This is a genomic window from Arthrobacter sp. AFG7.2, from assembly GCF_002892835.1.
Classification (GTDB): Bacteria; Actinomycetota; Actinomycetes; order Actinomycetales; family Micrococcaceae; genus Arthrobacter.
The window spans coordinates 59,596-84,412 of record NZ_PJMB01000013.1; the positions used below are offsets into that span (position 1 = coordinate 59,596).

At 64.9% G+C, this 24,817-nt stretch carries 19 protein-coding genes; 16 read left to right on the forward strand and 3 right to left on the reverse strand.

What is annotated here, in order from left to right; genetic code table 11:
* Nucleotides 1-44 precede the first annotated feature (44 nt).
* Both CXX84_RS17690 and CXX84_RS17695 read left to right on the forward strand, forming a co-directional pair.
* Nucleotides 45-1,073 (forward strand): TerC family protein, encoded by a 1,029-nt coding sequence (locus CXX84_RS17690; protein WP_102978039.1) that lies wholly within the window; start codon nucleotides 45-47, stop codon nucleotides 1,071-1,073.
* A gap of 107 nt (nucleotides 1,074-1,180) precedes the next feature.
* Nucleotides 1,181-2,566, forward strand: coding sequence for an MFS transporter (locus CXX84_RS17695; RefSeq protein ID WP_102978040.1), 1,386 nt, complete (start codon nucleotides 1,181-1,183; stop codon nucleotides 2,564-2,566).
* Here the strand turns inward: CXX84_RS17695 and CXX84_RS17700 are convergent.
* Genes CXX84_RS17700 through CXX84_RS17710 form a run of 3 tightly spaced genes read right to left on the reverse strand, consistent with a single transcriptional unit; the run spans nucleotide 2,555 to nucleotide 6,980 of the window.
* The gene (locus tag CXX84_RS17700) at nucleotides 2,555-3,886 is read right to left on the reverse strand and encodes an alpha/beta fold hydrolase (RefSeq protein ID WP_223253151.1); all 1,332 of its coding nucleotides are present in this window, start codon (nucleotides 3,884-3,886) and stop codon (nucleotides 2,555-2,557) included. The genes CXX84_RS17695 and CXX84_RS17700 overlap by 12 nt on opposite strands.
* A 7-nt stretch (nucleotides 3,887-3,893) precedes the next feature.
* On the reverse strand, nucleotides 3,894-4,394 hold the full coding sequence (locus CXX84_RS17705) for a GNAT family N-acetyltransferase (protein ID WP_102978041.1): 501 nt from the start codon (nucleotides 4,392-4,394) through the stop codon (nucleotides 3,894-3,896).
* Between the two features lie 42 nt (nucleotides 4,395-4,436).
* Complete coding sequence (locus CXX84_RS17710) at nucleotides 4,437-6,980, reverse strand: DEAD/DEAH box helicase (RefSeq protein ID WP_102978042.1); 2,544 nt, start codon at nucleotides 6,978-6,980, stop codon at nucleotides 4,437-4,439.
* A gap of 96 nt (nucleotides 6,981-7,076) precedes the next feature.
* Between CXX84_RS17710 and CXX84_RS17715 the strand changes: the two genes are divergently transcribed.
* The 14 genes from CXX84_RS17715 (at nucleotide 7,077) to CXX84_RS17780 (ending at nucleotide 24,731) form a co-directional block, all read left to right on the forward strand.
* Nucleotides 7,077-7,856, forward strand: a complete 780-nt coding sequence (locus CXX84_RS17715) for a trans-aconitate 2-methyltransferase (protein WP_102978043.1) — start codon at nucleotides 7,077-7,079, stop codon at nucleotides 7,854-7,856.
* A gap of 159 nt (nucleotides 7,857-8,015) precedes the next feature.
* Nucleotides 8,016-9,767, forward strand: coding sequence for an ABC transporter ATP-binding protein (locus CXX84_RS17720; protein WP_102978044.1), 1,752 nt, complete (start codon nucleotides 8,016-8,018; stop codon nucleotides 9,765-9,767).
* On the forward strand, nucleotides 9,764-11,578 hold the full coding sequence (locus tag CXX84_RS17725; protein ID WP_102978045.1) for an ABC transporter ATP-binding protein: 1,815 nt from the start codon (nucleotides 9,764-9,766) through the stop codon (nucleotides 11,576-11,578). The genes CXX84_RS17720 and CXX84_RS17725 overlap by 4 nt, the downstream gene beginning before the upstream one ends.
* Nucleotides 11,575-11,955, forward strand: coding sequence for a GntR family transcriptional regulator (locus CXX84_RS17730; protein WP_102978046.1), 381 nt, complete (start codon nucleotides 11,575-11,577; stop codon nucleotides 11,953-11,955). Before CXX84_RS17725 ends, CXX84_RS17730 begins: the two co-directional genes overlap by 4 nt.
* Before the next feature lie 47 nt (nucleotides 11,956-12,002).
* A complete protein-coding gene (gene uvrA / locus CXX84_RS17735) occupies nucleotides 12,003-14,927 on the forward strand; it encodes an excinuclease ABC subunit UvrA (protein WP_102978047.1) in 2,925 nt (974 codons plus the stop codon).
* An 80-nt stretch (nucleotides 14,928-15,007) separates the two neighbouring features.
* Nucleotides 15,008-15,724 (forward strand): HAD hydrolase-like protein, encoded by a 717-nt coding sequence (locus CXX84_RS17740; protein WP_102978048.1) that lies wholly within the window; start codon nucleotides 15,008-15,010, stop codon nucleotides 15,722-15,724.
* Nucleotides 15,711-16,379 carry a lysophospholipid acyltransferase family protein gene (locus CXX84_RS17745; RefSeq protein WP_102978049.1) on the forward strand — a complete coding sequence of 223 codons (669 nt, stop codon included), beginning with the start codon at nucleotides 15,711-15,713 and terminating at the stop codon, nucleotides 16,377-16,379. The genes CXX84_RS17740 and CXX84_RS17745 overlap by 14 nt, the downstream gene beginning before the upstream one ends.
* A gap of 91 nt (nucleotides 16,380-16,470) precedes the next feature.
* On the forward strand, nucleotides 16,471-18,474 hold the full coding sequence (gene uvrC / locus CXX84_RS17750; RefSeq protein ID WP_102978050.1) for an excinuclease ABC subunit UvrC: 2,004 nt from the start codon (nucleotides 16,471-16,473) through the stop codon (nucleotides 18,472-18,474).
* Nucleotides 18,475-18,564: 90 nt separating this feature from the next.
* Nucleotides 18,565-19,488 carry an RNase adapter RapZ gene (gene rapZ / locus CXX84_RS17755; protein WP_102978051.1) on the forward strand — a complete coding sequence of 308 codons (924 nt, stop codon included), beginning with the start codon at nucleotides 18,565-18,567 and terminating at the stop codon, nucleotides 19,486-19,488.
* Complete coding sequence (locus tag CXX84_RS17760; protein ID WP_102978052.1) at nucleotides 19,488-20,504, forward strand: uridine diphosphate-N-acetylglucosamine-binding protein YvcK; 1,017 nt, start codon at nucleotides 19,488-19,490, stop codon at nucleotides 20,502-20,504. The genes rapZ and CXX84_RS17760 overlap by 1 nt, the downstream gene beginning before the upstream one ends.
* A gap of 9 nt (nucleotides 20,505-20,513) precedes the next feature.
* Nucleotides 20,514-21,494, forward strand: a complete 981-nt coding sequence (gene whiA, locus CXX84_RS17765) for a DNA-binding protein WhiA (RefSeq protein ID WP_015937022.1) — start codon at nucleotides 20,514-20,516, stop codon at nucleotides 21,492-21,494.
* Between the two features lie 100 nt (nucleotides 21,495-21,594).
* Nucleotides 21,595-22,221 (forward strand): superoxide dismutase, encoded by a 627-nt coding sequence (locus tag CXX84_RS17770; RefSeq protein WP_102978081.1) that lies wholly within the window; start codon nucleotides 21,595-21,597, stop codon nucleotides 22,219-22,221.
* 262 nt (nucleotides 22,222-22,483) lie between these two features.
* Nucleotides 22,484-23,494 carry a type I glyceraldehyde-3-phosphate dehydrogenase gene (gene gap / locus CXX84_RS17775; protein WP_102978053.1) on the forward strand — a complete coding sequence of 337 codons (1,011 nt, stop codon included), beginning with the start codon at nucleotides 22,484-22,486 and terminating at the stop codon, nucleotides 23,492-23,494.
* A 10-nt stretch (nucleotides 23,495-23,504) separates the two neighbouring features.
* Nucleotides 23,505-24,731, forward strand: a complete 1,227-nt coding sequence (locus CXX84_RS17780; protein WP_102978054.1) for a phosphoglycerate kinase — start codon at nucleotides 23,505-23,507, stop codon at nucleotides 24,729-24,731.
* Nucleotides 24,732-24,817 lie beyond the last annotated feature (86 nt).

Below are 24,817 nucleotides of genomic sequence, written 5' to 3' on the forward strand. Positions count from 1 at the left end.
GAGAGACTTACACCGCATCTCTGTACCCTGCGAAAGGCTACCCTGTGCTCGAATTGCCCGTGTGGTTCGAAGTCGGCTCACTTGTCGTCCTCGGCCTGATCCTCCTGATCGACCTTCTCTTGGTGGTCCGGCGCCCCCATGAACCTTCCATGAAGGAAGCCGGACTCTGGGTAGCGTTTTACGTCAGCCTCGCCCTGGTGTTTGCAGGGGCCATGTTCGCCTTTACCGGCCCGGAATACGGCGGCCAGTTCGTCGCCGGCTGGGTGACCGAATACAGCCTCAGCATTGACAACCTGTTTGTCTTCATCATCATCATGGCCCGCTTCTCCGTGCCCCGGAAATACCAGCAGGAAGTGCTGATGGTGGGCATCATCATCGCACTGATCCTGCGCGGTATCTTCATCCTTCTCGGCGCCATCGTGATTGAGCAGTTCAGCTGGGTGTTCTACATCTTCGGCGCGTTCCTGCTGTGGACTGCCTGGAAGCAGGCCCAGGACGAAGGCGAAGACGAAGAAGACCGGGAAAACCCGCTCATCGCCAAGATCCGCAAGGTCATCCCCATGTCCGAGAAGTTCGACGGCGGCAAGCTGCGGACTACGGTGGACGGCAAGAAGGTCTTCACCCCGATGCTGATCGTGTTCATCACCATCGGCCTCACGGACCTGCTCTTCGCAGTCGACTCCATCCCCGCAATCTTCGGCCTCACCCAGAGCCCGTTCATTGTGTTCACAGCCAACCTGTTTGCCCTGATGGGCCTGCGCCAGCTGTACTTCCTGCTCGGTGGCCTCATGAACCGCCTGATCTACCTGAAGCACGCATTGTCCTTCATCCTCGCCTTCATCGGCGTCAAGCTGGTGCTGCATGCGATGCACGTCAACGAACTTCCGTTCATCAATGGCGGGCAGCACATTGAATGGGCTCCCGAAATCCCCACCTTTGTGTCCCTGGCAGTCATCGTCGGCACCATCATCATCGCCGTCGTTGCCAGCCTGGTCAGCTCCAAGGCCAAGGAAGCCCACGTGGACCCCCGCCTCGAAGAGGACGTCCGGAAGAGCCACAGCGACGCCGAGTAACGCGCCCAGGTCTTGCCTGTCAACGATCCCGCCCGCTCCTGCGGCCGGGATCGTTGGCCTTTAAGCAGCCTCTGCAGCGGCCTGCGCGGGGGGACTATGCTCACTCCATGGGCCCGACACTGATTACGGAACAGGACGTGCGCCACGTGCAGAAGCGCACAGTGGCGCTGCTGGCGACGGCCCAGGTTTTCGGCGGTATCGGAACCGGCGCAACGGTTTCCATCGGGTCGATCCTTGCGGTGGAGCTCTCAGGGTCAAGCGCCTGGGCGGGTGCCGTGGCCACGGTGATGACCCTTGGCGCGGCGCTGGCTGCCCTGCCGCTTGCCTCGCTCGCAGACCGCCGGGGGCGCCGGATCGGGCAGGTAACCGGCCTGTCCTGCGCTTTGGCCGGCGCTGTATTGATGGTGCTTGCGGTGGTGTCCGGACTCTTCATCCTGCTGGTGCTGGGTGCCGCCGGGATCGGCGTCGGCAGCGCGGCCAGCCTCCAAGCCCGCTTCGCCGCGGTGGATCTTGCCGACCCCGAACACCGCGGCAGGGCACTGTCCACCGTGGTCTGGGCAGTAACTATCGGAGCTGTGGCAGGGCCCAACCTGATCCAGCCAGGAACTGTGGTGGGGGAGGCCCTTGGCCTTCCGCCCGTGGCGGGGCCCTTCGTGATCTCCGGCGCCGGCCTCCTCCTGGCAGCCGCCGTGCTTTTTGCCGGACTTCGGCCGGATCCGCTGCTGCTGGCCAGGGAACTTGCTTCCCGTCAGGCGGCGGCAGCACCCGAGGGCTCCCGGCACGAAGGCCAGGCCCCGCGAGGGGACGGCTATGCAGGGGCCGGCACTCCCGCCACAGTAAAGCGCGACGGCGGGACGCTGGTCCGCGGCCTGCGTGCCATCCGCGGCTCCCGGCCGGCGCTCCTGGCGGTGGCCGCCGTCGTCGGAGCGCACGCCGTCATGGTGGGTGTGATGTCCATGACTCCCCTGCACCTGCAGGAACTCCTGGAGGTGCCCGGCTCCGGCCATGCCGGGCACACAGCATCCGGTGATGTGCTGGTGATTATCGGCTTCACCATTTCCCTGCACATCGCCGGGATGTTCGCCCTCTCGCCCGTGATGGGCTGGCTGACGGACAAGGCGGGCAGGGCCCAAACCATCATGATCGGGTTCGGCCTGCTGCTCGTTTCGGTCGCTGTCGCCGGGTTCGGCCAGGGCTCCACCGCCGCCGTCGCGGTGGGCCTGGTCCTCCTGGGCCTGGGCTGGTCTGCGGCCACTGTTTCCGGATCCACCCTGCTGGCCGAAAGCGTAGCGCAGGAGTCCAGGGTGGCCGTCCAGGGCGTTTCCGACATGCTCATGGGTGCTGCCGGTGCGGTGGGCGGGGCAGTGTCCGGCGTGGTCCTCAGCTGGCTGGGTTACCTGGGTCTTAATCTGCTCGGCGGCGTTGTAGGCGCGTGCGTCCTGGCTGCGGCGTTCCTGACCGTCATGGCTGCGCGGCGGCAGTCAGCGGCCTGAGCGCGCCATACCCAGGAGCCGCGCAAAGATGCCTTCCCCGTCGTCGGAAATCCCATCGTGGTGGAAGTCGCCGGACTCCCAGACCTGCAGCCCGCGGACGGCGGACGCTGTCTCGAGGGACAGCTGCCGGTCCACATAAATATCGTCAGAGTAGATAGCCGCGGCTACCGGGACAGTGTTGGCTGCCAGCTGTCCGACGTCGTACAGCGGCTTCCAGTCCTGTTTGGCGGCGAGCAGGTGGGCCACGTCCCTGAGGGGCTGAAGCGCAGGGTCCTGTTCGAAGTACCAGGGATAAACCATCTCGCCCGTCAGCAGGAGCGGCTCGGCGTCCGGGCCGAACTCCGGATACTCCGCCAGCACCCGCCAGGCCGCCCAGTCCGTCGCCTGCCCTTGGCCGTAAATCGATTCATGCATCAGCGCATAAAGCGGGTTGGAGCGCCTGGAGACAATGCCCTGCACCTGGTCCAGGAAGGCGTCCGACAGCCGCACCCCGTCTCCCGTCGAGACGAAAGCATCCTCCAGCAGGTAATGCAGGCTGTCCACGCGGGTGTTCCCGCCCAGGAAGGCGCCCACCATCTGGAAGCGCTCCACCGTGAGCGGACTGCTGTCAGGCAGGAACTCGGGAGTGTGCCGCAGATGGCGGGCAATCCGTTCCACCATGACCCTGTCCTCCGGGTACCAGCCGAAGTACTCGGCGTTCCGGGCGGCCACGCGCTGGAACGTGGCGCGGTAGACGTCGTCGGCCGGGCCGGCGAGGGGCGCAAGGCCGCCGGTCACCAGGACTTCCTGCAGCCCGTCCGGAGCAAACGACAGGTAGGTCAGGGCGCAGAAGCCGCCATAGCTCTGGCCGTACACCGTCCACGGACCGGAGCCGAGGGCCTCCCGGACAAGCTCGGCGTCGGCCACGATGGAGTCCGCACGGAAGTGTTCCAGGTAAGCAGCCTGGTCCTGGGCTGACCCACGGAGCGGCAGCGTGGTGCGGTCGATGGGCGAGGAGAGCCCGGTGCCGCGCTGGTCCAGCATGAGGATCCGGAAGTCCCGGGCAGCCGCCTTGCTCCAGCCACCCAGTGATCCAAACCTGTTGCCGCGACCCCCGGGGCCGCCCTGGAGGAACAACAGCCAGGGAAGTTCCGCGGCTTCCTCCTTGGAGTGTGCGGCCGAGACGTACTCACGGGCAAAAACGGTGATCGTCTCCCCGCCGGGAGCGGTGTGGTCCAGCGGCACGGTAAATAGGTGCTCCACGGTGCGCATGCCGCGGAATTCATGCCGCCCCCTGACCTCATGCCTGGCACGGATCCTGGAGCCGGAGATAGCGGACATCCCTGCGTTAGCCATTGGCGCCGGCCGGGACTGCGCTGCCGAACTGTTCAAGGGCCTGGCCGGTGAGCCGGAAAGTGGACCAACCGTCCATGGGCCGGGCGCCGAGGCTCCGATAGAAATTGATGGACGGCTCGTTCCAGTCGAGGACGCTCCACTCCACGCGGGCGTATCCATTTTCCACCGCGGTGGCGGCCAGGTGCTGGAGCAGGGCCTTCCCATGTCCTTCGCCGCGGGCTTCCGGGCTGACGTAAAGGTCCTCCAGGTAGATGCCGTGGACGCCTTCCCAGGTGGAATAGTTCAGGAACCACAAAGCGAATCCCTGGACTTCCCCTGCCTCGTTTTCCGCCATGGCAGCGAACACGCGCGGGTTGTCCCCGAAGAGCACGTGCTGCAGCATTTCCGGGGTGTTCCGGACGGCGTCCGGTTCCTTCTCGTAGTGCGCCAGTTCGTGGATCATCCGAAGGATTGCGGGAACGTCGTGGGGGGTTGCGGGGCGGATTACACTCATTATTCGAGCTTACCGTCCGGGTCCGCCCGAAACGGGTACCGGTCAGAGCCGGTTGACGTCAGTCACCCTGATGACGGCGGTTCCCGTTTCGTCCGATGCTGCAAGGTCAACCTCTGCGGAGATTCCCCAGTCGTGGTTGGCCGCCGGATCGTCGAAGATCTGCCGGACCTTCCACCGGTCTTTCTCCTCCGTGATGATGAGCAGGGCCGGTCCGCGGGCGTCCGGCCCGGTTCCGATGTCATCGTGCTCGTCGAAGTAGTCGTCCAGCACGTCTTCCCAGCGGTCCGCGTTCCAGCCTGCCGCGCCGTCGAGTTCGCCGAGCGCTGCAGCGTCCTCGTCGGCGAACAGTTCCACGCGCCGGAACATCTCGTTGCGGAGCATTACCCGGAAAGCCCTGATGTTGGACGTGAGCGACGGCGGGGGAGGCGGCGGTGCGTCGTGCGGCGTCGGGGCCAGGCCGGATGCCAGTTCCTCCCATTCGTCCAGCAGGCTGGAGTCCACCTGCCGGACCAGTTCGCCGAGCCAGGCGACCAGGTCTTCCAGGTCCTCGCGCAGCATGTCCTGGGGAACTGTCTGCCGGAGCGCTTTGAAGGCATCCGCCAAGTAGCGCAGGACGATGCCCTCTGACCGGGCCAGCCCGTAAAACTGGACGAACTCGCCAAAGTTCATGGCGCGCTCGTACATGTCCCGGACCACTGACTTGGGCGCCAGTTCGAAGTCGCCTACCCAGGGTGCCGCTTTCCGGTACACCTCGAACGCCTCGCCGAGGATTTCGGCCAGGGGCTGGGGGTAGGACACCTCGTCCAGCATTGCCATCCGCTGGTCGTAGTCGATGCCGTCCGCCTTCATGGCGGCGACCGCCTCGCCGCGGGCCTTCTTCATCTGCGCGGAGAGGATCTGGCGGGGCTTCTCCAGGGTCGCCTCGATCACCGACACCACATCCAGGGCGTACGACGGCGAGTCCGGGTCCAGGAGCTCCAGCGCGGCGAGTGCGAAGGGGGACAGCGGCTGGTTCAGTGCGAAGTTCGGCTGGAGGTGGACGGTCAGCCGGACGGTGCGGCCATCGCGTCCCTGCTCGTTCGCGGGGATCCGCTCCACAACTTCTGCCGCGAGCAACTCCCGGTAGATGCCCAGTGCCTTTTTCATGAGCTGCAGCTGGGAGGAACGGGGCTCGTGGTTCTCGGTGAGCAGGCGCCGGGCTGCGGTGAAGGGGTCGCCGGGGCGTTCCATCAGGTTCATCAACATGGCGTGGGTCACGGTGAAGCTTGACGACAGCGGGTCCGGCACGGATTCGACCAGCCGTTTGAACGTAGGCTCCCCCCAGCTGACAAATCCTTCGGGCGGCTTCTTTTTGACCACCTGGCGCAGCTTTTTCTGGTCGTCGCCGAATTTGGCGACTGCCTTGGCCATGGCCTTGACGTTCTCGGTGACGTGCTCGGGCGCCTGGACCACAACGGTCCCCGCTGTGTCGTAACCCGCCCGGCCGGCCCGGCCCGCGATCTGGTGGAACTCCCGGGAGTTGAGCAGGCGGGTGCGGACGCCGTCGTATTTGCTCAGTGCAGTCAGCAGGACGGTGCGGATGGGCACATTGATTCCCACCCCCAGCGTGTCGGTGCCGCAGATGACTTTGAGCAACCCGGCCTGTGCCAGCTGTTCCACCAGCCGCCGGTACTTGGGCAGCATGCCTGCGTGGTGCACGCCGATGCCGTGGCGCACGAGCCGGTTCAGCGTCTTGCCGAAACCGGCGGCAAACCTGAAGTTGGCGATCAGCTCGGCGATTTTGTCCTTTTCCTCGCGGGTGCAGACGTTGATGCTCATCAGGGTCTGCGCGCGGTCAATCGCTTCAATCTGGCTGAAGTGGACCACATAGACCGGAACCTGCCTGGTGGAAAGCAGTTCCTCCAGCGTCTCGTGGACGGGGGTCTCGTGGTAGTAGTAATGCAGCGGAATGGGCCGTTCTGCCGAGCTCACCGTGGTGGTGGTGCGGCCGGTCAGTGCGGTCAGGCCTTCCTCGAACCTGCTGACGTCACCGAGGGTGGCGGACATCAGCAGGAACTGCGCCTGCGGGAGCTCAAGCAGGGGAACCTGCCAGGCCCAGCCGCGCTGCGGGTCTGAATAGAAATGGAACTCGTCCATGATGACGGTGCCCAGCTGCGCGGCCGCCCCCTCACGGAGTGCGGTGTTCGCCAGGATTTCGGCCGTGCAGCAGATAATGGGAGCGTCCTGGTTGACGCCGGAATCGCCGGTGATCATTCCCACGTTTTCGGCGCCGAAAATGTCACACAGGGCAAAGAATTTCTCGGAAACCAGCGCCTTGATGGGCGCGGTGTAGTAGCTCCGCTGGCCCTGGGCCATCGCCTGGAAGTGGGCTGCGATGGCCACGAGTGACTTTCCGGACCCGGTCGGCGTGGCCAAAATGACGTTAGCCCCCGTCGCCAGCTCCATGATGGCTTCGTCCTGCGCCGGGTACAGGGCCAGCCCCCGGCTTTCCGTCCACTCGACAAACCGCGTGTAGAGGTCATCGGGATCGACGCCGGCGGGCAGGCCGGGAGCGGGCAAATCGGTCAGCTGGTCAACGAGTTTCATTGATTTCCAGCTTAGTGCCCGGCCGCGCCGGGAAAATCGCCGCCTGCGGGTTAGGCTTCCGCGTACCTGCAGAACCAGAACCTGGAGACAAATGACATGAAATGGGATCCGTCAAAATACGTCCAGTTCGGCGACTACCGTGACCGGCCTTTCTTCGACCTGACGGGCAGGGTCCATGCGGACTCGCCAGGGCAGGTGGTGGACCTGGGGTGCGGACCGGGAAACCTCACCGCGACCCTCGCGGAGCGGTGGCCTGAGGCCGACGTTGTCGGGCTTGATTCCTCGGCCGAGATGCTGGCAAGAGCAGAGGCAGTTGCGGAGGGAACACCCTCCCTGCGCTTTGGCCGCATGGACATCGCTGAATGGATGCCGTCCCAGGAAACCGGGGTGGTGGTGAGCAACGCCGCACTACAGTGGGTCCCCGGCCACCAGGAGATGATGCGTTCCTGGCTTGAGGCGCTCCGTCCGGGCTCATGGTTTGCAATGCAGGTCCCGGGGAACTTCAACGCCCCGTCCCACGTCCTGATGCGCGAGCTGGCGGCTTCGGATCGGTGGGCACCGCAGCTCGCCGGGGTGCTGCGCGGGGGCGAGTCCGTGGCCGAGCCCGGGGAATACCTCCACATCCTGCTGGACGCCGGGTACACCGCGGACGCCTGGGAGACGACCTACCAGCAGGTCCTTCCGGGCAGGGATGCTGTTCTGGAGTGGGTCCGCGGCACTGCGCTACGGCCCGTCCTGGCCGTTCTTACCCCTGAGGAAGGCTCCGACTTTGAGGCCAACTACGCCGCGGCGCTGAGGGACGCCTACCCACCCACCGCTCATGGCACCGTCTTTCCTTTCCGCAGGATCTTTGCGGTGGGCCGCAAGAATGGGTAAAGGCTGTGGCTTGACGCACTCGACAACCTGGTCACGGCATATGACAAGTTTCGAAAGTGACGTGGCTTACAATAACGGGGTGGCTGAAGGGGGAGAGGCTACCGCCGGCTGCCCCCTCGGCTGACTGACCTTACTGGAGGTACGTTGCTGACCGGATTAATGAGGCGGCTGCTGGGGGCCCACAAAGGCCACGTCGCTGCCATCGTTGTTCTCCAGCTGTTTCAGGCGGCCGCTACCCTGATGCTGCCCACCGTGAACGCCGCCATCATCGACGACGGCATCGTGGCCGGGAACACGGCGGTCATCAACCGCCTGGGCATCATGATGGCCGCCTTGGCCGCCGTCCAGGCAGCGGCCGCAATAGCGGCAGGCTACCTGGCGGCTGTGGTGGCGATGCGGATCGGGCACCAGCTTCGCGCGGAAATCTTTACCAAAATCCAGTCGCTGTCCTCCCAGGAGGTGGCTGCCTTCGGAACCCAGAGCCTCACCACGCGCGCCACCAACGATACGCAGCAGATCCAGGCCTTTGCAGTGCTGGTGTTCACCATGCTGGTAGCGGGGCCGGCGATGGGCCTGGGCGGAATTGTCCTTGCCCTGCAGCAGGACGTGGCGCTCTCCGCGGTGGTGATCGTTATCGTGCCGCTGCTGCTCCTGATCATGTACGGCATCGTCAGGCGCCTCATCCCCCTCTACCGTGAGGGCCAGGACCTCCTCGACCGGGCAGGGGGCATCCTCCGCGAGCAGATCATCGGAGCCAACGTCATCCGGGCCTTTGTCCGCCAGGACCACGAGGTCCGGCGCTTTGCGCGGACCAACAGCAGCCTGACAGCAAACAATCTGCAATCTGCCCTGCTGGTGGCAGGAATGCTGCCGCTGATCATGCTGGTTGTGAACATCTCCTCCGTGGCCGTCGTATGGTTCGGCGGGCACCGGATCCAGGCGGGCCTGATGAACATTGGAGCCCTTGCCGCCTTCATCGCCTACATCCTGCAGATCCTGCTCGCCATCATGATGGCGATGTACGTCCTCATGACCGCACCGCGGGCAGCAGTCTGCGCCGAGCGCATCGACGCTGTACTCACCACTGAGCCCTCGGTTCGTGATCCGCAGGAAGCCCCGGCGGTACTCCCGGTTCGCGGCTCCGGCCCGCGGGTCCCGCCGGACACCGCCGGTGTTCTGAAATTCAGCCAGGTGGGATTCTCCTATCCGGGGGCGGAAGCTCCGGTCCTGGCGGACATCAGCTTCACCGCGGGACCGGGCACCACAACGGCCATCATCGGCTCCACGGGAAGTGGAAAGTCCACGCTGCTCAACCTGATCCCACGCTTCCTCGATTCCACCACGGGGACCATCAGCCTCAATGGCGTCAATATCAGGGACCTTCCGCTGGACACCCTGCGGGCAGGCATGTCGATCGTTCCCCAGCACTCCCATCTGTTTTCGGGCACCATCGCACAGAACCTTCGGATGGCCGCTCCGGATGCCCCGGACGCAGAACTCTGGACTGCCCTGGAGACGGCACAGACCATGCGGTTTATGCGCGACCTGCCGCTGGGACTCGCCACACCCATCGGCCAGGGCGGGACGAACCTGTCCGGCGGGCAGCGGCAGCGGCTGTGCATTGCGCGGGCCCTGTTGCGGAAGAGCCCGCTCTATCTTTTTGACGACAGTTTCTCAGCGCTGGACTACGACACAGACACACGGTTGAGGCACGCTTTGGCAGCAGAGCTTGCCACTGCCACGGTGGTAGTGGTGGCAGAGCGGATCTCCGCCGTCGAAAGCGCTGACCTGATCCTGGTGCTCGACGGCGGGCAGCTGGCGGCGCAGGGAACGCACCCCGAGCTGCTGAAGAGCTCTTCCACCTACCGGGAGATTGCAGAGTCGCAGCTCGCACTGGATGGCCCGGGATGACGCCGCTGCCCGTTGCTCCGGGAGCGACCGAAAAGTTCTGGCCCACAGCAGGGAGGCTGCTGGGCCGGCTGCAGCCGTTCAGGAGGTTCATGCTCGGCGCCGTAGCAGCCACGTGCACCTTTGCGGGGCTCAATGTCGCGGCGCCGAAATACCTCGGCGACGCCACTGACGTGGTGGTGGATGGCATGTTCCAGGGAGCCCTGGACCAGGGCAGGCTTGGCCTGCTGCTCGCCGGGGTTGCCCTGATGTACGTCTTTGCCTCACTGTTCAACTGGATCCAGGGAGCACTCACAGCCAGGTCAGTGCAAGGTCTTATGTACGGTCTGCGTGCGTCGGTGGAAGACAAGCTGCACCGGCTGCCGGCCTCATATTTCCGCGAACGCTCCAGGGGTGATGTCCTGAGCCGGGCAACGAACGACATCGACAACATCGCCCAGGCCATGAACCAGCTCCTGACGCAGCTGATCATGTCCTTCCTCATGCTGTGCGGATCCCTGGCCATGATGCTGTGGATCTCACCCCTGCTCGCCGCAATCGCCATTGCTACCGTTCCACTGTCCACCCTCATTACCGTGCTTGTAGCCCGCCGGTCCCAGGCCCAGTTTGCGAGGCAGTGGACAGAGACCGGCGAGCTGAACGCGCATGTGGAAGAGTTCGTCTCGGGCCACGAGGTCATCAAGGCCTTCGGGCAGCAGGCCCAGGCCGCGAAGACCTTCGCGCGGAGCAATGACCGGCTTGCGCGTGCCGCCACCAAAGCGCAGTATTCGGCAGGCGTGGTGCAGCCCCTGATGGTGCTGATGTCAAACCTCAACTACATTGCCGTGGCAGTGGTTGGTGCCCTCCAGGTCATTGCCGGGGCAATGACCATCGGCGGGATCCAGGCCTTTATCCAGTTCAGCAGGCTCTTCACCCAGCCCGTCGGCCAAATCGGCGGCATGCTGAACCTCATTCAGTCCTGCGTTGCGTCCGCCGCGCGTGTGTTCGCCCTCCTCGACGCGGAGGAGGATCCGGCCGAACCGCCGGCGGATGCCGGCGCGGCCCCGCCGGGCGGACGGATTGCCTTTGAAGACGTCACCTTCGGCTACCCGGACTCAGCCCCGGCAGTGCATAACCTCTCCTTCTCCGTGGAGCCCGGGGAGACGGTTGCCATCGTCGGGCACACGGGAGCAGGGAAGACCACCGTGGTAAACCTCCTGCTGCGGTTCTACGAGCCAGGGTCCGGGCGGATAACCATGGGGGGAACAAACATTGCCGCAATGTCCCGGGACCGGGTGCGGGAACAATACGGCGTGGTACTCCAGGACGCCTGGCTCTTCGCGGGAACCATCAGGGAAAACATTGCCTACGGCAGGCCGGGCGCCACGGAAAGCGCCATCATCGCAGCGGCTGAAGCCAGCTATGTGGACAGGTTCGTCAGGGCACTGCCCGGCGGTTACGACACAGTGCTGGAAGACGGTGGTGAACCACTCAGCCAGGGCCAGCGGCAGCTCCTCACCATAGCCAGGGCACAGCTGGCGGCCCGGGCCATCCTGGTTCTTGACGAGGCCACCAGCTCCGTTGATTCACGAACCGAGCTCCTGATCCGCCAGGCAATGCAGCGCCTGCGGCAGGGCAGGACCAGTTTTGTCATTGCCCACCGTTTGTCCACCATCCGCAACGCTAATCTAATTTTGGTCATGGACCATGGACGCATCGTTGAACAGGGCACGCATCACAGCCTGCTTGCTGCCAACAGCTACTACGCCCGCCTTCACAATGCACAGTTCTCCGCCCGCCCCGGCAGGACGGACGCGCTCGAGGCCGGCATTTGACCCCGGCAGCCGGATTCCCGGGAGCCTGGAAGCCGAACAACGCCAGCTCCGTGCCGCTGTTCGAGCAGCTGCGGCTCCACGTCATCCATTTGGTGGACAAGGGCGCGCTGCCGCCGGGAACGAGGCTCCCGGCAGTGAGGGCACTGGCCGAGGGCCTGGACGTTGCCCCGCATACAGTTGCCCGGGCCTACAAGGAGCTCGAAGCTGCTGGAATCGTTGCCACCCGAGGCCGGAACGGCACCGTGGTGTGCGCGGCCGATGAACGCCTCGGCGGGCTCGCTGCCGCGGCCGCAGCCTACGCCGCGGCGGCCAAAGCGCAGGGCGCCACTTTCGCGGAGGCCGTGAAGCTGCTGGCCGCCGCCTACGATGTTCCCTGAGGGCGGAACCGTGCAAGTTCGAAGAAGTTTTCGATTAGCATAATGGGGTGCCTAAAGCCGTAGCTGAAGAAACTTCTGCCCCCTCCACCGCTTTGACCGTACCTCCTGCGGCTGCCCAACAACGCCCGGACCTCTCCCGCCTCATCGTCAAGGGCGCGCGGGAACACAACCTTCGCAACGTCGATCTCGACCTGCCCCGGGACGCGATGATCGTGTTCACCGGCCTCTCCGGATCCGGGAAGTCATCCCTGGCGTTCGACACCATCTTCGCGGAGGGCCAGCGGCGGTACGTCGAATCCCTGTCCGCCTATGCGCGCCAGTTCCTCGGCCAGGTGGACAAGCCCGACGTCGATTTCATCGAGGGACTGTCTCCGGCGGTCTCCATCGACCAGAAATCCACCAGCAAGAACCCGCGGTCCACGGTAGGCACCATTACCGAGATCTACGACTACATGCGCCTGCTGTGGGCCCGCGTCGGGCGGCCGCACTGCCCTGTGTGTGGCGAACCCGTCGCCAAGCAGACGCCCCAGCAGATCGTTGATCAGCTGCTGGAGCTTGAGGAGGGTACGCGCTTCCAGGTCCTGGCACCCGTTGTGCGCGGCCGCAAGGGCGAGTTCGTCGACCTGTTCAAGGAACTGACGGCAAAGGGCTACTCCCGCGCACGGGTCGACGGAGACCTGGTGCAGCTGAGTGATCCGCCCAAGCTCGGAAAACAGTACAAGCACACCATTGAGGTTGTTGTGGACCGCCTGGTGGTCAAGGAAGGCATTAGCCAGCGGCTCACGGACTCCATCGAAACCGCCCTGGTCCTGGCCGAGGGCCGCGTCCTGGCAGAGTTCGTGGACCTTGATGCGGACGATCCCGGGCGGCTGCGGGCATTCTCGGAAAACCTGGCCTGCCCTAACGAGCACCCCCTTGCCATCGACGAGATCGAGCCCCGCTCCTTCTCGTTCAACAATCCCTTCGGCGCCTGCGCGGCCTGCAGCGGCATCGGCACAAAGCTGGAGGTGGACGAGGAACTTATTGTTCCCAACCCGGAGCTTTCCCTGGCCGACGGCGCCATCGCGCCCTGGTCCATGGGAACAGCCACCACGGAATACTGGAACAGGCTCCTTGACGGCCTTGCCAAGGAACTCGGCTTCTCGATGGACACCCCGTGGGAGAAGCTGGGCAAGGATGTTCGCCAGACTGTCCTGCACGGCAAGGACCACAAGGTGGTGGTTCAATACCGCAACCGTTTTGGCCGGGAGCGCAAGTACAGCACCGGCTTTGAAGGAGCGATCCAGTACGTCCACCGCAAGCACGGTGAGACGGACTCCGACTGGGCCCGCGACCGCTACGAAGAGTACATGCGGCAGGTTCCCTGCCCGGCCTGCAACGGTGCCCGGCTTAACCCGGCGTCCTTGTCGGTGCTGATCAATGGCAAGTCAATTGCCGAGGTTGCTGCCCTTCCCATGCGCGACTGCGCGGAGTTCCTGAACACCCTGGTGCTGACCGGACGCGAAGCACAGATCGCCCACCAGGTGCTTAAGGAGATCCAGGCCAGGCTGACCTTCCTGCTCGACGTCGGCCTGGAGTACCTGAACCTCGAACGTCCCTCCGCCACGCTCTCCGGGGGCGAAGCACAGCGTATCCGGCTGGCCACCCAGATCGGGTCCGGTCTGGTGGGTGTCCTCTACGTCCTGGACGAGCCGTCCATTGGCCTGCACCAGCGTGACAACCGGCGCCTGATCGATACCCTGACCAGGCTCCGGGACATGGGCAACACGCTCATCGTCGTCGAACACGACGAGGACACCATCCATGTCGCGGACTGGATTGTGGACATCGGACCGGGCGCGGGGGAGCACGGCGGCCAGGTGGTCCACTCCGGTTCCTACAAGGAACTGTTGGAGAACACGGCTTCATTGACCGGCGATTACCTCTCCGGCCGCAAGAAGATTGACGTGCCCGCCAAGCGCCGCAAATACGACAAGAAGCGTGAGCTTAAGGTTGTGGGCGCGCGGGAAAACAACCTTGTGAACGTGGATGCAGCGTTCCCGCTGGGCCTCTTCACTGCCGTGACCGGTGTGAGCGGTTCCGGCAAGTCCACCCTGGTGAATGAGATCCTGTACAAGGTCCTGGCCAACAAGCTCAACGGTGCCAAACAGGTAGCCGGGCGGCACAAGGCAGTCCAGGGCCTGGAGCACCTGGACAAGGTTGTGCACGTGGACCAAAGCCCCATCGGCCGCACTCCGCGTTCCAACCCGGCCACCTACACAGGCGTCTTTGACAACATCCGGAAACTCTTCGCCGAAACCACCGAGGCGAAGGTTCGCGGCTACCTCCCTGGCCGGTTCTCCTTCAACGTCAAGGGTGGCCGCTGCGAGGCCTGCTCCGGTGACGGCACGCTGAAGATCGAGATGAACTTCCTGCCCGACGTCTACGTGCCCTGCGAGGTATGCCACGGGGCGCGTTACAACAGGGAAACGCTCGAAGTCCACTACAAGGGCAAAACCATCGCGGATGTCCTGAACATGCCCATCGAAGAGGGCGCCGAGTTTTTCGCTGCCTTCTCGCCCATCGCCCGGCACCTCAACACCCTGGTGGACGTCGGTTTGGGCTACGTCCGCCTGGGCCAGCCCGCAACCACGTTGTCCGGCGGCGAGGCGCAGCGCGTCAAGCTGGCCGCGGAACTCCAGAAGCGGTCCAACGGGCGCAGCGTCTATGTCCTGGACGAGCCCACCACCGGGCTTCACTTCGAGGACATCCGCAAGCTGCTGATGGTGCTGCAGGGTCTGGTGGACAAAGGCAATACCGTGATCACCATCGAACACAACCTGGACGTCATCAAGAGTGCCGACTGGGTCGTTGACCTTGGACCCGACGGTGGATCCGGCGGCGGCCAGATCGTGGCCACCGGCACGCCCGAGCAGGTGGCCAAGTCCACCACCAGCCACACTGCTGCCTTCCTCGCTGAAATCCTGGAGTAAGGGAAGGAAAATTTCCCGGATATATTCCGCCGCGGGTATGCGAGTTTCAGGCACGAGTGGTGTCGTGAGAAACTAACCCGGTGACTCAAACAACAGTGCCCGTGATCTTTGACCTGGACGGCACTCTTGTCGATCCGGCGGGTGGGATAACAGACGGAATCTCCCGGGCCCTGCAGGCCCTGGACCTGCCGGTTCCCGGCCAGGACCTGCTCCACTCGATGATCGGTCCCAAGCTCAGTGACGCCCTGCTGAATGTGGCCAATGTGCCTGCGGAGCTGCTGGATGACGTTATTCGGCTGTACCGCGAGTACTACGTGGCCACCGGTATCGCGCAGAGCCGGATCTACCCGGGCGTCCGTGACCTCCTGGAAACCTTTGCGAAAGACGGGCTTCCGGTTGCGGTTGCAACCCAAAAACCGCAGCGCCTGGCCCGCACCGTCCTGGAACACCACGGGATCGACGGGCTGTTCCATGGCATCCACGGATCCGCAGATGATGAGACGGCCGTGGCGGGCATCCCGCTCGGGAAGACCGGGGTCATCGCCGCTGCCTTGAAGGACCTGGACACCCGGCATGCCGTGATGGTTGGTGACCGGGCTCAGGACGTTTCAGGCGCCATTGCAAACGGCCTGGACTGCATTGGAGTGGCCTGGGGCTTTGCTCCTGACGGTGAGCTCGAAGAGGCAGGCGCGGTGGCTGTCGTGGAAACCGCCGAAGGCCTGGCCGAGCTCATTGGACGGATGCAGGCCATTCACGCGGCAGCCATGGGTGAGGTGACTAACGATGGCAATGTTTGAGGCGGTCCGCTGGACCACACGCAGCCTGATCTCGGGGACCTGCCGGCCTACCGTCGTCGGCATTGAAAATGTCCCGACCGACGGGCCGTTCATTGTGGCCCCCAACCACCTGTCCTTTTTTGACAGCGTCATCGTCCAGGCACTGATGCCGCGCCCCGTCGCATTCTTCGCCAAGGCCGAATACTTCACCACGGGAGGAGCCAAGGGCAAGGTCATGAAGGCCTTCTTCGAGTCCGTCGGCTCCATTCCGGTGGAACGGGGCGAGCAGGCGGCCAGCGTCCAGGCGCTCAAGACGCTGCTGGACATCCTGGAATCGGGCAAGGGAATTGGAATCTACCCGGAAGGCACCCGGTCCCGGGACGGCATCCTCTACCGCGGCCGCACCGGTGTGGGCTGGCTCGCGCTGACCACGGGCGCGCCGGTTATTCCGGTGGGGCTGATCGGAACGGAGAACCTTCAGCGCGCGGGAGAGAGCGGTGTACGGCCGCAGCACTTCACCATGAAGGTGGGGGAGCCGCTGTACTTCGACAAGACGGGCCCGGACCACTCGCTGCCGGCACGGCGGGAAGTGACGGACCGGATCATGGACGCCATCGCTGAACTGAGCGGGCAGGAGCGGTCCACCAGCTACAACCAGAGCAAAACGGCGGAATAGCAGCCCGCTTGCCGTTCCTTTCGCTATTGGCGTTACTCCGGCAGGCGGCTGACTGGCAAAGCTGCCCGGCGCGCCTCAGTAGACTGTATAGGTGGCAAATCCAGCAAGTTACAGGCCCAAGACGGGAGAAATTCCCACCAACCCGGGGGTGTACCGGTTCCGCGACCAGCACGGCCGCGTGATCTACGTGGGCAAGGCGAAAAGCCTGCGTTCCCGCCTGAACTCCTACTTCGCCAACCCCGCCGGACTGCTGCCCAAGACCTACGCCATGGTCCACGCGGCCAGCAGCGTTGAATGGACTGTGGTAGGCAGTGAGCTTGAGTCGCTGCAGCTGGAATATACGTGGATCAAGGAATTCAAGCCACGGTTCAACGTCGTCTTCCGGGATGACAAAACGTACCCCTACCTGGCCGTCACCCTCGGCGAAAAGTATCCGCGCGTGCAGGTAATGCGGGGCGACAAAAGGAAGGGCACCCGCTACTTCGGCCCCTACACGGCCGGTGCCATCCGCGAAACCATGGACACCCTGCTCCGCGTCTTCCCGGTGCGCAGCTGCAGTGCGGGGGTGTTCAAGCGCGCTGAAGCCAGCGGGCGGCCCTGCCTCCTGGGCTACATCGACAAGTGTGCCGCCCCGTGCGTGGGCCGGATCTCTCCCCAGGACCACCGGGCCCTCGCTGATGACTTCTGCGCCTTCATGGGCGGGGAGGCCAAGCGATTCATCGCCAAGCTGGAAAAGCAGATGGCTGAAGCCGTCGCCGAACTGGACTACGAGCGCGCTGCCCGGGTGCGCGATGACATCACGGCCCTGCGCAAGGTCTTTGAGCGCAACGCCGTGGTCCTGGCGGATGAGACGGACGCGGACATCTTTGCCCTGCACGAGGATGAACTGGAAGCTGCCGTCCAGGTGTTCCATGTCCGCGGCGGCCGGATCCGCGGCCAGCGCGGGTGGGTGGTCGAAAAAGTCGAGGATTCAACCACCCCGGACCTGGTGGAGCACCTCCTGCAGCAGGTCTACGGCGAGGACGGCGACAGCCATGGGCGGCTGCCGCGGGAGGTCCTGGTGCCCGTTGTCCCCAGCAACGCTGAGGAGCTGTCGCAGTGGCTCGGCGGACTGCGGGGGGCGAAGGTTGAGATCCGGGTGCCACAGCGCGGGGACAAAGCCGCCCTGATGTCCACCGTGCGGGAGAACGCCGAGCACGCCCTGAAGCTGCACAAGACCCGCCGGGCCGGGGACCTCACCGTCAGGTCGCAGGCACTCCAGGAGCTCCAGGAGGCGCTGGACCTTCCCGTGCCGCTGCTCCGCATCGAGTGCTTCGACGTCTCGCACGTCCAGGGCACCAACGTGGTGGCCTCCATGGTGGTGGTAGAGGACGGCCTGCCCAAGAAGTCGGACTACCGGAAGTTCTCGGTGACCGGGCCTGCAGCGGCGGACGATACCGCGGCCATGCACGATGTCCTGACCCGCCGGTTCCGCCACTACCTGCAGGACAAGTCGGCGCAGGTGGATGATGCGGCCCTCACCGGCACACCCGAAGACCCGGAGCAGGGACAGGTCTCTTCGCTGGATACCACTACACCGGCGCCGCGGGCCAAGTTCGCCTACCCGCCCAACCTCGTGGTGGTGGACGGCGGCAAACCCCAGGTGAACGCTGCAGCGCGCGCTTTGGCTGACCTGGGCATCGAGGACGTGTACGTGGTGGGACTGGCCAAGCGGCTGGAGGAAGTCTGGCTGCCGGACAGCGATTTCCCGGTGATCCTCCCCAGGACGTCGCAGGGGCTGTACCTGCTGCAGCGCATCAGGGACGAGGCACACCGGTTCGCCATCTCCTTCCATCGGCAGAAGCGGGGGAAGGCGATGACCGTCTCCGCCCTGGACGGGGTGCCGGGGCTCGGTGCCTCCAAGCGCAAGGCCCTCCTGGCCCACTTCGGCTCCGTTAGGGGCGTCAAGGCTGCCTCTGCAGCAGAGCTGTCCCAGGCGAAAGGCATCGGCCCTGCCCTGGCCGGCGCGATCGTCAACCACTTTGCGCCGGACGGAGCCGAATCGGCTGCAGTGCCCGCCATCAATATGACCACCGGCGAAATCATCGAAACTTAGCGGAGTCCGCTGAAACTTGGCTAGGGTAAAGATCGGGGTTTCCGCCAACGCGGCGGCCTGCGGGACAACAACGGAAACGGGGCGGACTTAATGGCAGACACGACGGCGGAATCCGGAGCAGGGCAGGACGGGCTGCAGCCTGTCAAGCCCCTCGAAGCGGAGCTGCTGGTGGTCACCGGGATGTCCGGAGCAGGGCGCAGTACAGCCGCTGATGCCCTGGAGGACCACGGCTGGTACGTCGTGGAGAACCTTCCCCCGCAGATGCTCGGAACGCTCGCCGACCTGGTCTCCCATGCACCGCAGTCCATTCCCCGGCTGGCAGTGGTCATCGACGTGCGCAGCAAGGGACTCTTCGCGGACATCCGTGCCGCGCTGGGCGCGCTGGCCTCCAGCGGCGTCACCTTCCGGGTGCTTTTCCTCGACGCCAGCGACGACGTCCTGGTCCGGCGCTTCGAGCAGGGGCGCCGGCCGCATCCGCTGCAGGGCGGCGGCCGCATCCTGGACGGCATCGCTGCTGAACGTGAGCTGCTGCAGGAACTGCGCGACAGCTCCGACGTCGTGCTGGACACCTCCGGCTACAACGTCCACGGCCTGGCGACCGCCATCACAGAGCTGTTCAGCGAAACGGGCCCTGTGGCGCTGCGGCTGAACGTCATGAGCTTCGGCTTCAAGTACGGCCTTCCCGTGGACGCCAACTACGTGGCGGACGTCCGTTTCATCCCCAACCCCCACTGGGTGCCGCAGCTGCGTCCGCACACGGGACTGGACAAGGACGTCAGCGATTACGTCCTCGAAGCCGAGGGCGTCAAGAACTTCGTTGACCGCTATGTCATGGCCCTGGAGCCTGTCCTGGATGGTTACCGCCGCGAGAACAAGCATTACGCCACCATCGCCGTGGGCTGCACAGGCGGGAAACACCGCTCAGTTGCGGTCGCCGTCGAGCTTTCCAAGAAACTTGCCCAGTTTCCCAGAGTCACGGTGACCACCACGCACCGGGATCTGGGCCGCGAGTAATGTCGGTTTTCACCGGCGCCCTGCCTTTGATTCCACCTGCCGGGACAGGGGCCGGCCAGCAGGACAAAGGGCCCAACATTGTCGCCCTGGGCGGCGGGCACGGCCTCTCCGCGTCCTTGTCCGCCCTGCGCCTGCTCACCTCGGACCTGACGGCCGTTGTGACGGTGGCCGACGACGGCGGCTCGTCCGGGCGGCTGCGCGAGGAGTACGGCGTCCTTCCGCCCGGGGACCTGCGGATGGCTTTGTCCGCCCTCTGTGACGACACCGACTGGGGACGCACGTGGCGGGACGTGATGCAGCACCGCTTCCGGCCCGGCAACGGCCGGGGCGGCTCCCTCGACGACCACGCCATGGGAAACCTGCTCATTGTCACCCTGTGGGAGCTGCTGGGCGACGCCGTCGCCGGGCTCAGGTGGGCCGGCGCTCTGCTGGGAGCACGCGGCCAGGTGCTGCCCATGTCCACTGTGCCGCTCACCATTGAGGGGGACGTGCGTGTCAGCGCCCCCGACGGCGGCTCCGCCGTCCACACCATCCGCGGCCAGGCGCGGTGCGCCGTGGCCGGCTCCCTGGAGCAGGTCCGGCTCCTGCCCGAAGCGGCGCCCGCCTGCGTCGAAGCGCTGACGGCCATCGAACTCGCGGACTGGGTGATCCTTGGGCCGGGCTCCTGGTACACCTCCGTCCTGCCCCACCTCCTGCTGCCTGAGATGCGGCAGGCGCTGTGCCAGACGCCGGCCAAGCGCTGCCTGACCATGAACCTGGCCACGGATACGAAGGAAACATCCGGCATGACTGCGGCGGACCATCTCCACGTGCTGCGGCGCTACGCTCCCGACTTCAGCGTCGACGTTGTCCTGGCCGATCCCGCATCCGTCCCGGACCGGCAGGAGTTCGTGCAAGCCGCCGCGATGATCGGCGCCGAGGTGGTCTTGGGTAAAGTAGGGGCGTCGGGCCGCCGTCCCGTCCACGACCCCCTGCGTCTGGCGACGGCGTACCAGGACATTTTTGGGAACAGTTAGGAAGGTGCCATGGCACTGACAGCATCGGTCAAAGAAGAACTGTCCCGTCTGGACATCAAAAAGTCATCAGTGCGCAAGGCCGAAGTTTCCGCCATGCTCCGCTTCGCGGGCGGGCTGCACATCATCTCTGGCCGCATCGTGATTGAAGCGGAAGTGGACCTTGCCTCCACCGCACGGCGCCTCCGGGCTGCCATCGCGGAAGTCTACGGACACCAAAGTGAAATCATTGTGGTTTCTGCCGGGGGACTGCGCCGCGCCAGCCGCTACGTCGTTCGTGTCGTGCGCGACGGCGAGGCGCTGGCCCGCCAGACCGGCCTGCTCGACGGCCGCGGCCGTCCCGTCCGCGGGCTGCCGTCCGCCGTCGTTAATGGTTCTGCCGCTGACGCCGAAGCCGTATGGCGGGGCGCCTTCCTGGCGCACGGCTCCCTGACGGAACCTGGCCGGTCATCATCCCTCGAAGTCACCTGCCCCGGCCCCGAATCGGCGCTGGCGCTCGTGGGCGCCGCACGCCGCCTGGACATCCAGGCGAAAGCCCGTGAGGTCCGCGGCGTGGACCGCGTGGTGATCCGGGACGGCGACACCATCGCGGCCCTCCTCACCCGGATGGGCGCCCATGACGCCCTGATGGTCTGGGAGGAACGGCGGATGCGCAAGGAAGTCCGCGCCACCGCCAACCGGCTGGCAAATTTCGACGACGCCAACCTGCGCCGCTCTGCCCAGGCAGCCGTGGCCGCGGGAGCGCGTGTGGACCGTGCCCTGGAAATCCTCGGGGACGACGTTCCGGACCACCTGAAGTACGCCGGCGAGTTGCGGGTGGCGCACAAGCAGGCCAGCCTGGATGAGCTGGGACGCCTTGCGGACCCGGTGATGACCAAGGACGCGATCGCCGGCAGGATCCGCCGGCTGCTGGCCATGGCGGACAAGCGCGCGTTGGACCTTGGCATCCCGGGGACCGACGCCAATGTGACACCGGAAATGCTGGACGAGTAACAGCCCCCATAGAATCAAAAAGATTCCGGGCGCGCGCCGCCCGGATGCACAATCCGAGAGTTACCAACCGGACCGAATGTCCACGATATTGGAGGATTTTGTGACCGAGTACGTATTGCCCGAACTCAGCTACGACTACGCCGCCCTGGAGCCGCACATTTCCGCGCGGATCATGGAGCTGCACCACAGCAAGCACCACGCAACCTACGTTGCCGGCGCCAACAACGCCCTGGCCCAGCTGGCTGAAGCACGTGAGAAGGGCGACTTCGCCAACATCAACAGGCTCTCCAAGGACCTCGCGTTCCACACCGGCGGCCACGTCAACCACTCCGTATTCTGGAACAACCTTTCCCCGGACGGCGGCGACAAGCCCGAAGGCGAGCTCGCGGCGGCCATCGACGACGCGTTCGGCTCCTTCGACGCCTTCCGCGCCCAGTTCTCCGCAGCAGCACTTGGCCTGCAGGGCTCCGGATGGGGCTTCCTGGCCTACGAGCCCATCGGCGGGAACCTGGTCATCGAGCAGCTGTACGACCAGCAGGGCAACACCGCGCTGGGCACCACCCCGCTGCTGATGCTGGACATGTGGGAGCACGCCTTCTACCTGGACTACGTCAACGTGAAGGCGGACTACGTCAAGGCGTTCTGGAACATCGTTAACTGGGCGGACGTTGCAAAGCGCTTCGAGGCTGCCCGCACCAACGCCACGGGACTCATCACCCTTCCGTAGCAGCGCACAGCGCAGGAGTATGTAACAAACCTCACAAACCGGACTTATAGTGGCCGGGATGTGGACGGTCCGACCCCGCACTTGCGGGGGCGGACCCAGTTAAACGTAAGATAGGTCACGGAAGGCGGTTAGCCTTCAGCAATGAGGCTGGTCGCCCTCCGTTTGTAAATCATCTCTGCCCAATGGCGTGCGGGATCTGTTAGTTGGCTTGATAGCCCGCTCAACTAGTTGTGCTTCAGAAAGCACCAAGGAGACTGAAAAAGTGACGACCCGTATTGGTATCAACGGCTTTGGCCGTATTGGCCGCAACTACTTCCGCGCAGCACTCGCTCAGGGCGCGGACCTGGAGATCGTTGCAGTCAACGACCTCACCAGCCCCGAAGCACTCGCACACCTCTTCAAGTACGACTCCGTCGGCGGTCGCCTGAAGGAAACCATTGAGGTCAAAGACGGCAACATCGTCGTCAACGGCACCGTCATCAAGGTGCTCGCCGAGCGGGATCCCGCCAACCTTCCCTGGGGTGAGCTGGGCGTGGACATCGTGATCGAATCCACCGGCTTCTTCACCAAGGCCGCCGATGCCCGGAAGCACATCGACGCCGGCGCCAAGAAGGTCCTGATTTCCGCTCCTGCCTCCGACGAGGACATCACCATCGTGATGGGCGTCAACCACAACCTGTACGACAACGCCACGCACCACATCATTTCCAACGCCTCCTGCACCACCAACTGCCTCGGCCCGCTGGCCAAGGTGGTCAATGACGAGTTCGGCATCGAGCGCGGCCTCATGACCACCGTCCACGCCTACACCGCCGACCAGAACCTGCAGGACGGCCCCCACAAGGACCTGCGCCGTGCACGCGCTGCCGCCATCAACATGGTGCCCACGTCCACGGGAGCTGCCAAGGCCATCGGCCTGGTCCTGCCGGAACTCAAGGGCAAGCTCGACGGCTACGCCATCCGCGTTCCCGTTCCCACCGGCTCCGCAACCGACCTGACGGTCACCGTCTCCCGCGAGACCACCGTGGAGGAAGTCAACGCCGCCCTCAAGCGCGCTGCCGAGTCCGAGGAGCTCCAGGGCTTCCTGACCTACACGGACGAGCCGATCGTTTCCTCGGACATCGTCGGTGACCCGGCCTCGTCCATCTTCGACTCCGGCCTGACCAAGGTGATCGGAAACCAGGTCAAGGTTGTTTCCTGGTATGACAACGAATGGGGCTACTCCAACCGCCTCGTTGACCTCACGGAGCTTGTTGCAGCCAAGCTGGGCTAGGGTTAGACACATGACATCCAACACCCTCAACGAACTCATCGCTGAAGGTGTCCGCGGGCGGTACATTCTGGTTCGAAGCGACCTGAATGTGCCGCTCGACGGCTTTACAGTCACTGACGACGGCCGCATCAAGGCCTCACTCCCAGTGCTGGCGAAGCTCACGGACGCCGGTGCCCGCGTGCTGGTAACAGCCCACCTCGGCCGCCCCAAGGGCGCCCCTGAGGACAAGTACTCCCTTCGGCCCGCAGTCGCCCGACTGGCCGAACTGGCCAGCTTCAAGGTCACCCTTGCCGGTGACACGGTCGGTACCGCCGCCAGGGAAGCAGCAGAATCCCTCCAGGATGGCGAAGTGCTCGTCCTGGAGAACGTCCGCTTCGACCCCCGCGAAACGAGCAAGGACGACGCCGAACGCGGCGCCTTCGCTGACGAGCTGGTGGCGCTGACTGGCGACAACGGCGCTTACGTGGACGACGCCTTCGGCGCAGTGCACCGCAAGCACGCCAGCGTGTACGACGTCGCCACCCGGCTTCCGTCCTACCTCGGCGACCTTGTGCACACTGAGGTGGAAGTCCTCCGGAAGCTCACCACCGACACCCAGCGTCCCTACGTGGTGGTGCTCGGCGGATCCAAGGTTTCGGACAAGCTCGCCGTCATCGATAACCTGCTGGGCAAGGCGGACACCATCCTGGTGGGTGGCGGAATGCTCTTCACCTTCCTCGCCGCAGCCGGTCACAAGGTGGCCTCCAGCCTGCTGGAGGAGGACCAGATTCCCGTAGTCCAGGACTACCTCAAGCGCGCAGCGGACGCCGGCACTGAATTCGTGGTTCCCACGGACGTCGTGGTGGCGGAAAAGTTCGCCGCAGACGCGGCCCACGAAACTGTTCCCGCGGACAACATCGAAGGCAGCAGCTTCGGCGCCCAGGGCATCGGGCTGGACATCGGACCGGATTCGGCAGCCGCATTTGCTGAGCGGATCAAGAGTGCCAGGACAGTCTTCTGGAACGGCCCGATGGGGGTTTTCGAGTTCGAAGCCTTCTCCGCCGGTACCCGGGCCATTGCACAGGCACTGACCGAAACCGAAGCATTTACCGTGGTGGGCGGAGGCGACTCAGCCGCTGCAGTCCGCACGCTTGGGTTTGCCGACGACCAGTTCGGCCACATTTCCACCGGTGGCGGTGCCAGCCTGGAGTACCTCGAAGGCAAGGAGCTTCCGGGGCTCAGCGTCCTGGACCGCTAGCAGTACCTGGCTCTTTTGTCCTCCGGCCGGCAGGTTGCCCCGCGGCAGCCTGCCGGCCGAACACATATCAAGAACTTGTTTGGAGA

Excerpts from the sequence above, each read along its gene's own strand:
- CXX84_RS17695 (WP_102978040.1), top strand. The coding sequence starts at position 1,181 with ATGGGCCCGACACTGATTACGGAACAGGACGTGCGCCACGTGCAGAAG.
- CXX84_RS17700 (WP_223253151.1), bottom strand. The coding sequence starts at position 3,886 with ATGTCCGCTATCTCCGGCTCCAGGATCCGTGCCAGGCATGAGGTCAGG.
- CXX84_RS17705 (WP_102978041.1), bottom strand. The coding sequence starts at position 4,394 with ATGAGTGTAATCCGCCCCGCAACCCCCCACGACGTTCCCGCAATCCTT.
- CXX84_RS17710 (WP_102978042.1), bottom strand. The coding sequence starts at position 6,980 with ATGAAACTCGTTGACCAGCTGACCGATTTGCCCGCTCCCGGCCTGCCC.
- CXX84_RS17715 (WP_102978043.1), top strand. The coding sequence starts at position 7,077 with ATGAAATGGGATCCGTCAAAATACGTCCAGTTCGGCGACTACCGTGAC.
- CXX84_RS17720 (WP_102978044.1), top strand. The coding sequence starts at position 8,016 with ATGAGGCGGCTGCTGGGGGCCCACAAAGGCCACGTCGCTGCCATCGTT.
- CXX84_RS17725 (WP_102978045.1), top strand. The coding sequence starts at position 9,764 with ATGACGCCGCTGCCCGTTGCTCCGGGAGCGACCGAAAAGTTCTGGCCC.
- CXX84_RS17745 (WP_102978049.1), top strand. The coding sequence starts at position 15,711 with ATGGCAATGTTTGAGGCGGTCCGCTGGACCACACGCAGCCTGATCTCG.
- rapZ (WP_102978051.1), top strand. The coding sequence starts at position 18,565 with ATGGCAGACACGACGGCGGAATCCGGAGCAGGGCAGGACGGGCTGCAG.
- CXX84_RS17760 (WP_102978052.1), top strand. The coding sequence starts at position 19,488 with ATGTCGGTTTTCACCGGCGCCCTGCCTTTGATTCCACCTGCCGGGACA.
- whiA (WP_015937022.1), top strand. The coding sequence starts at position 20,514 with ATGGCACTGACAGCATCGGTCAAAGAAGAACTGTCCCGTCTGGACATC.
- CXX84_RS17780 (WP_102978054.1), top strand. The coding sequence starts at position 23,505 with ATGACATCCAACACCCTCAACGAACTCATCGCTGAAGGTGTCCGCGGG.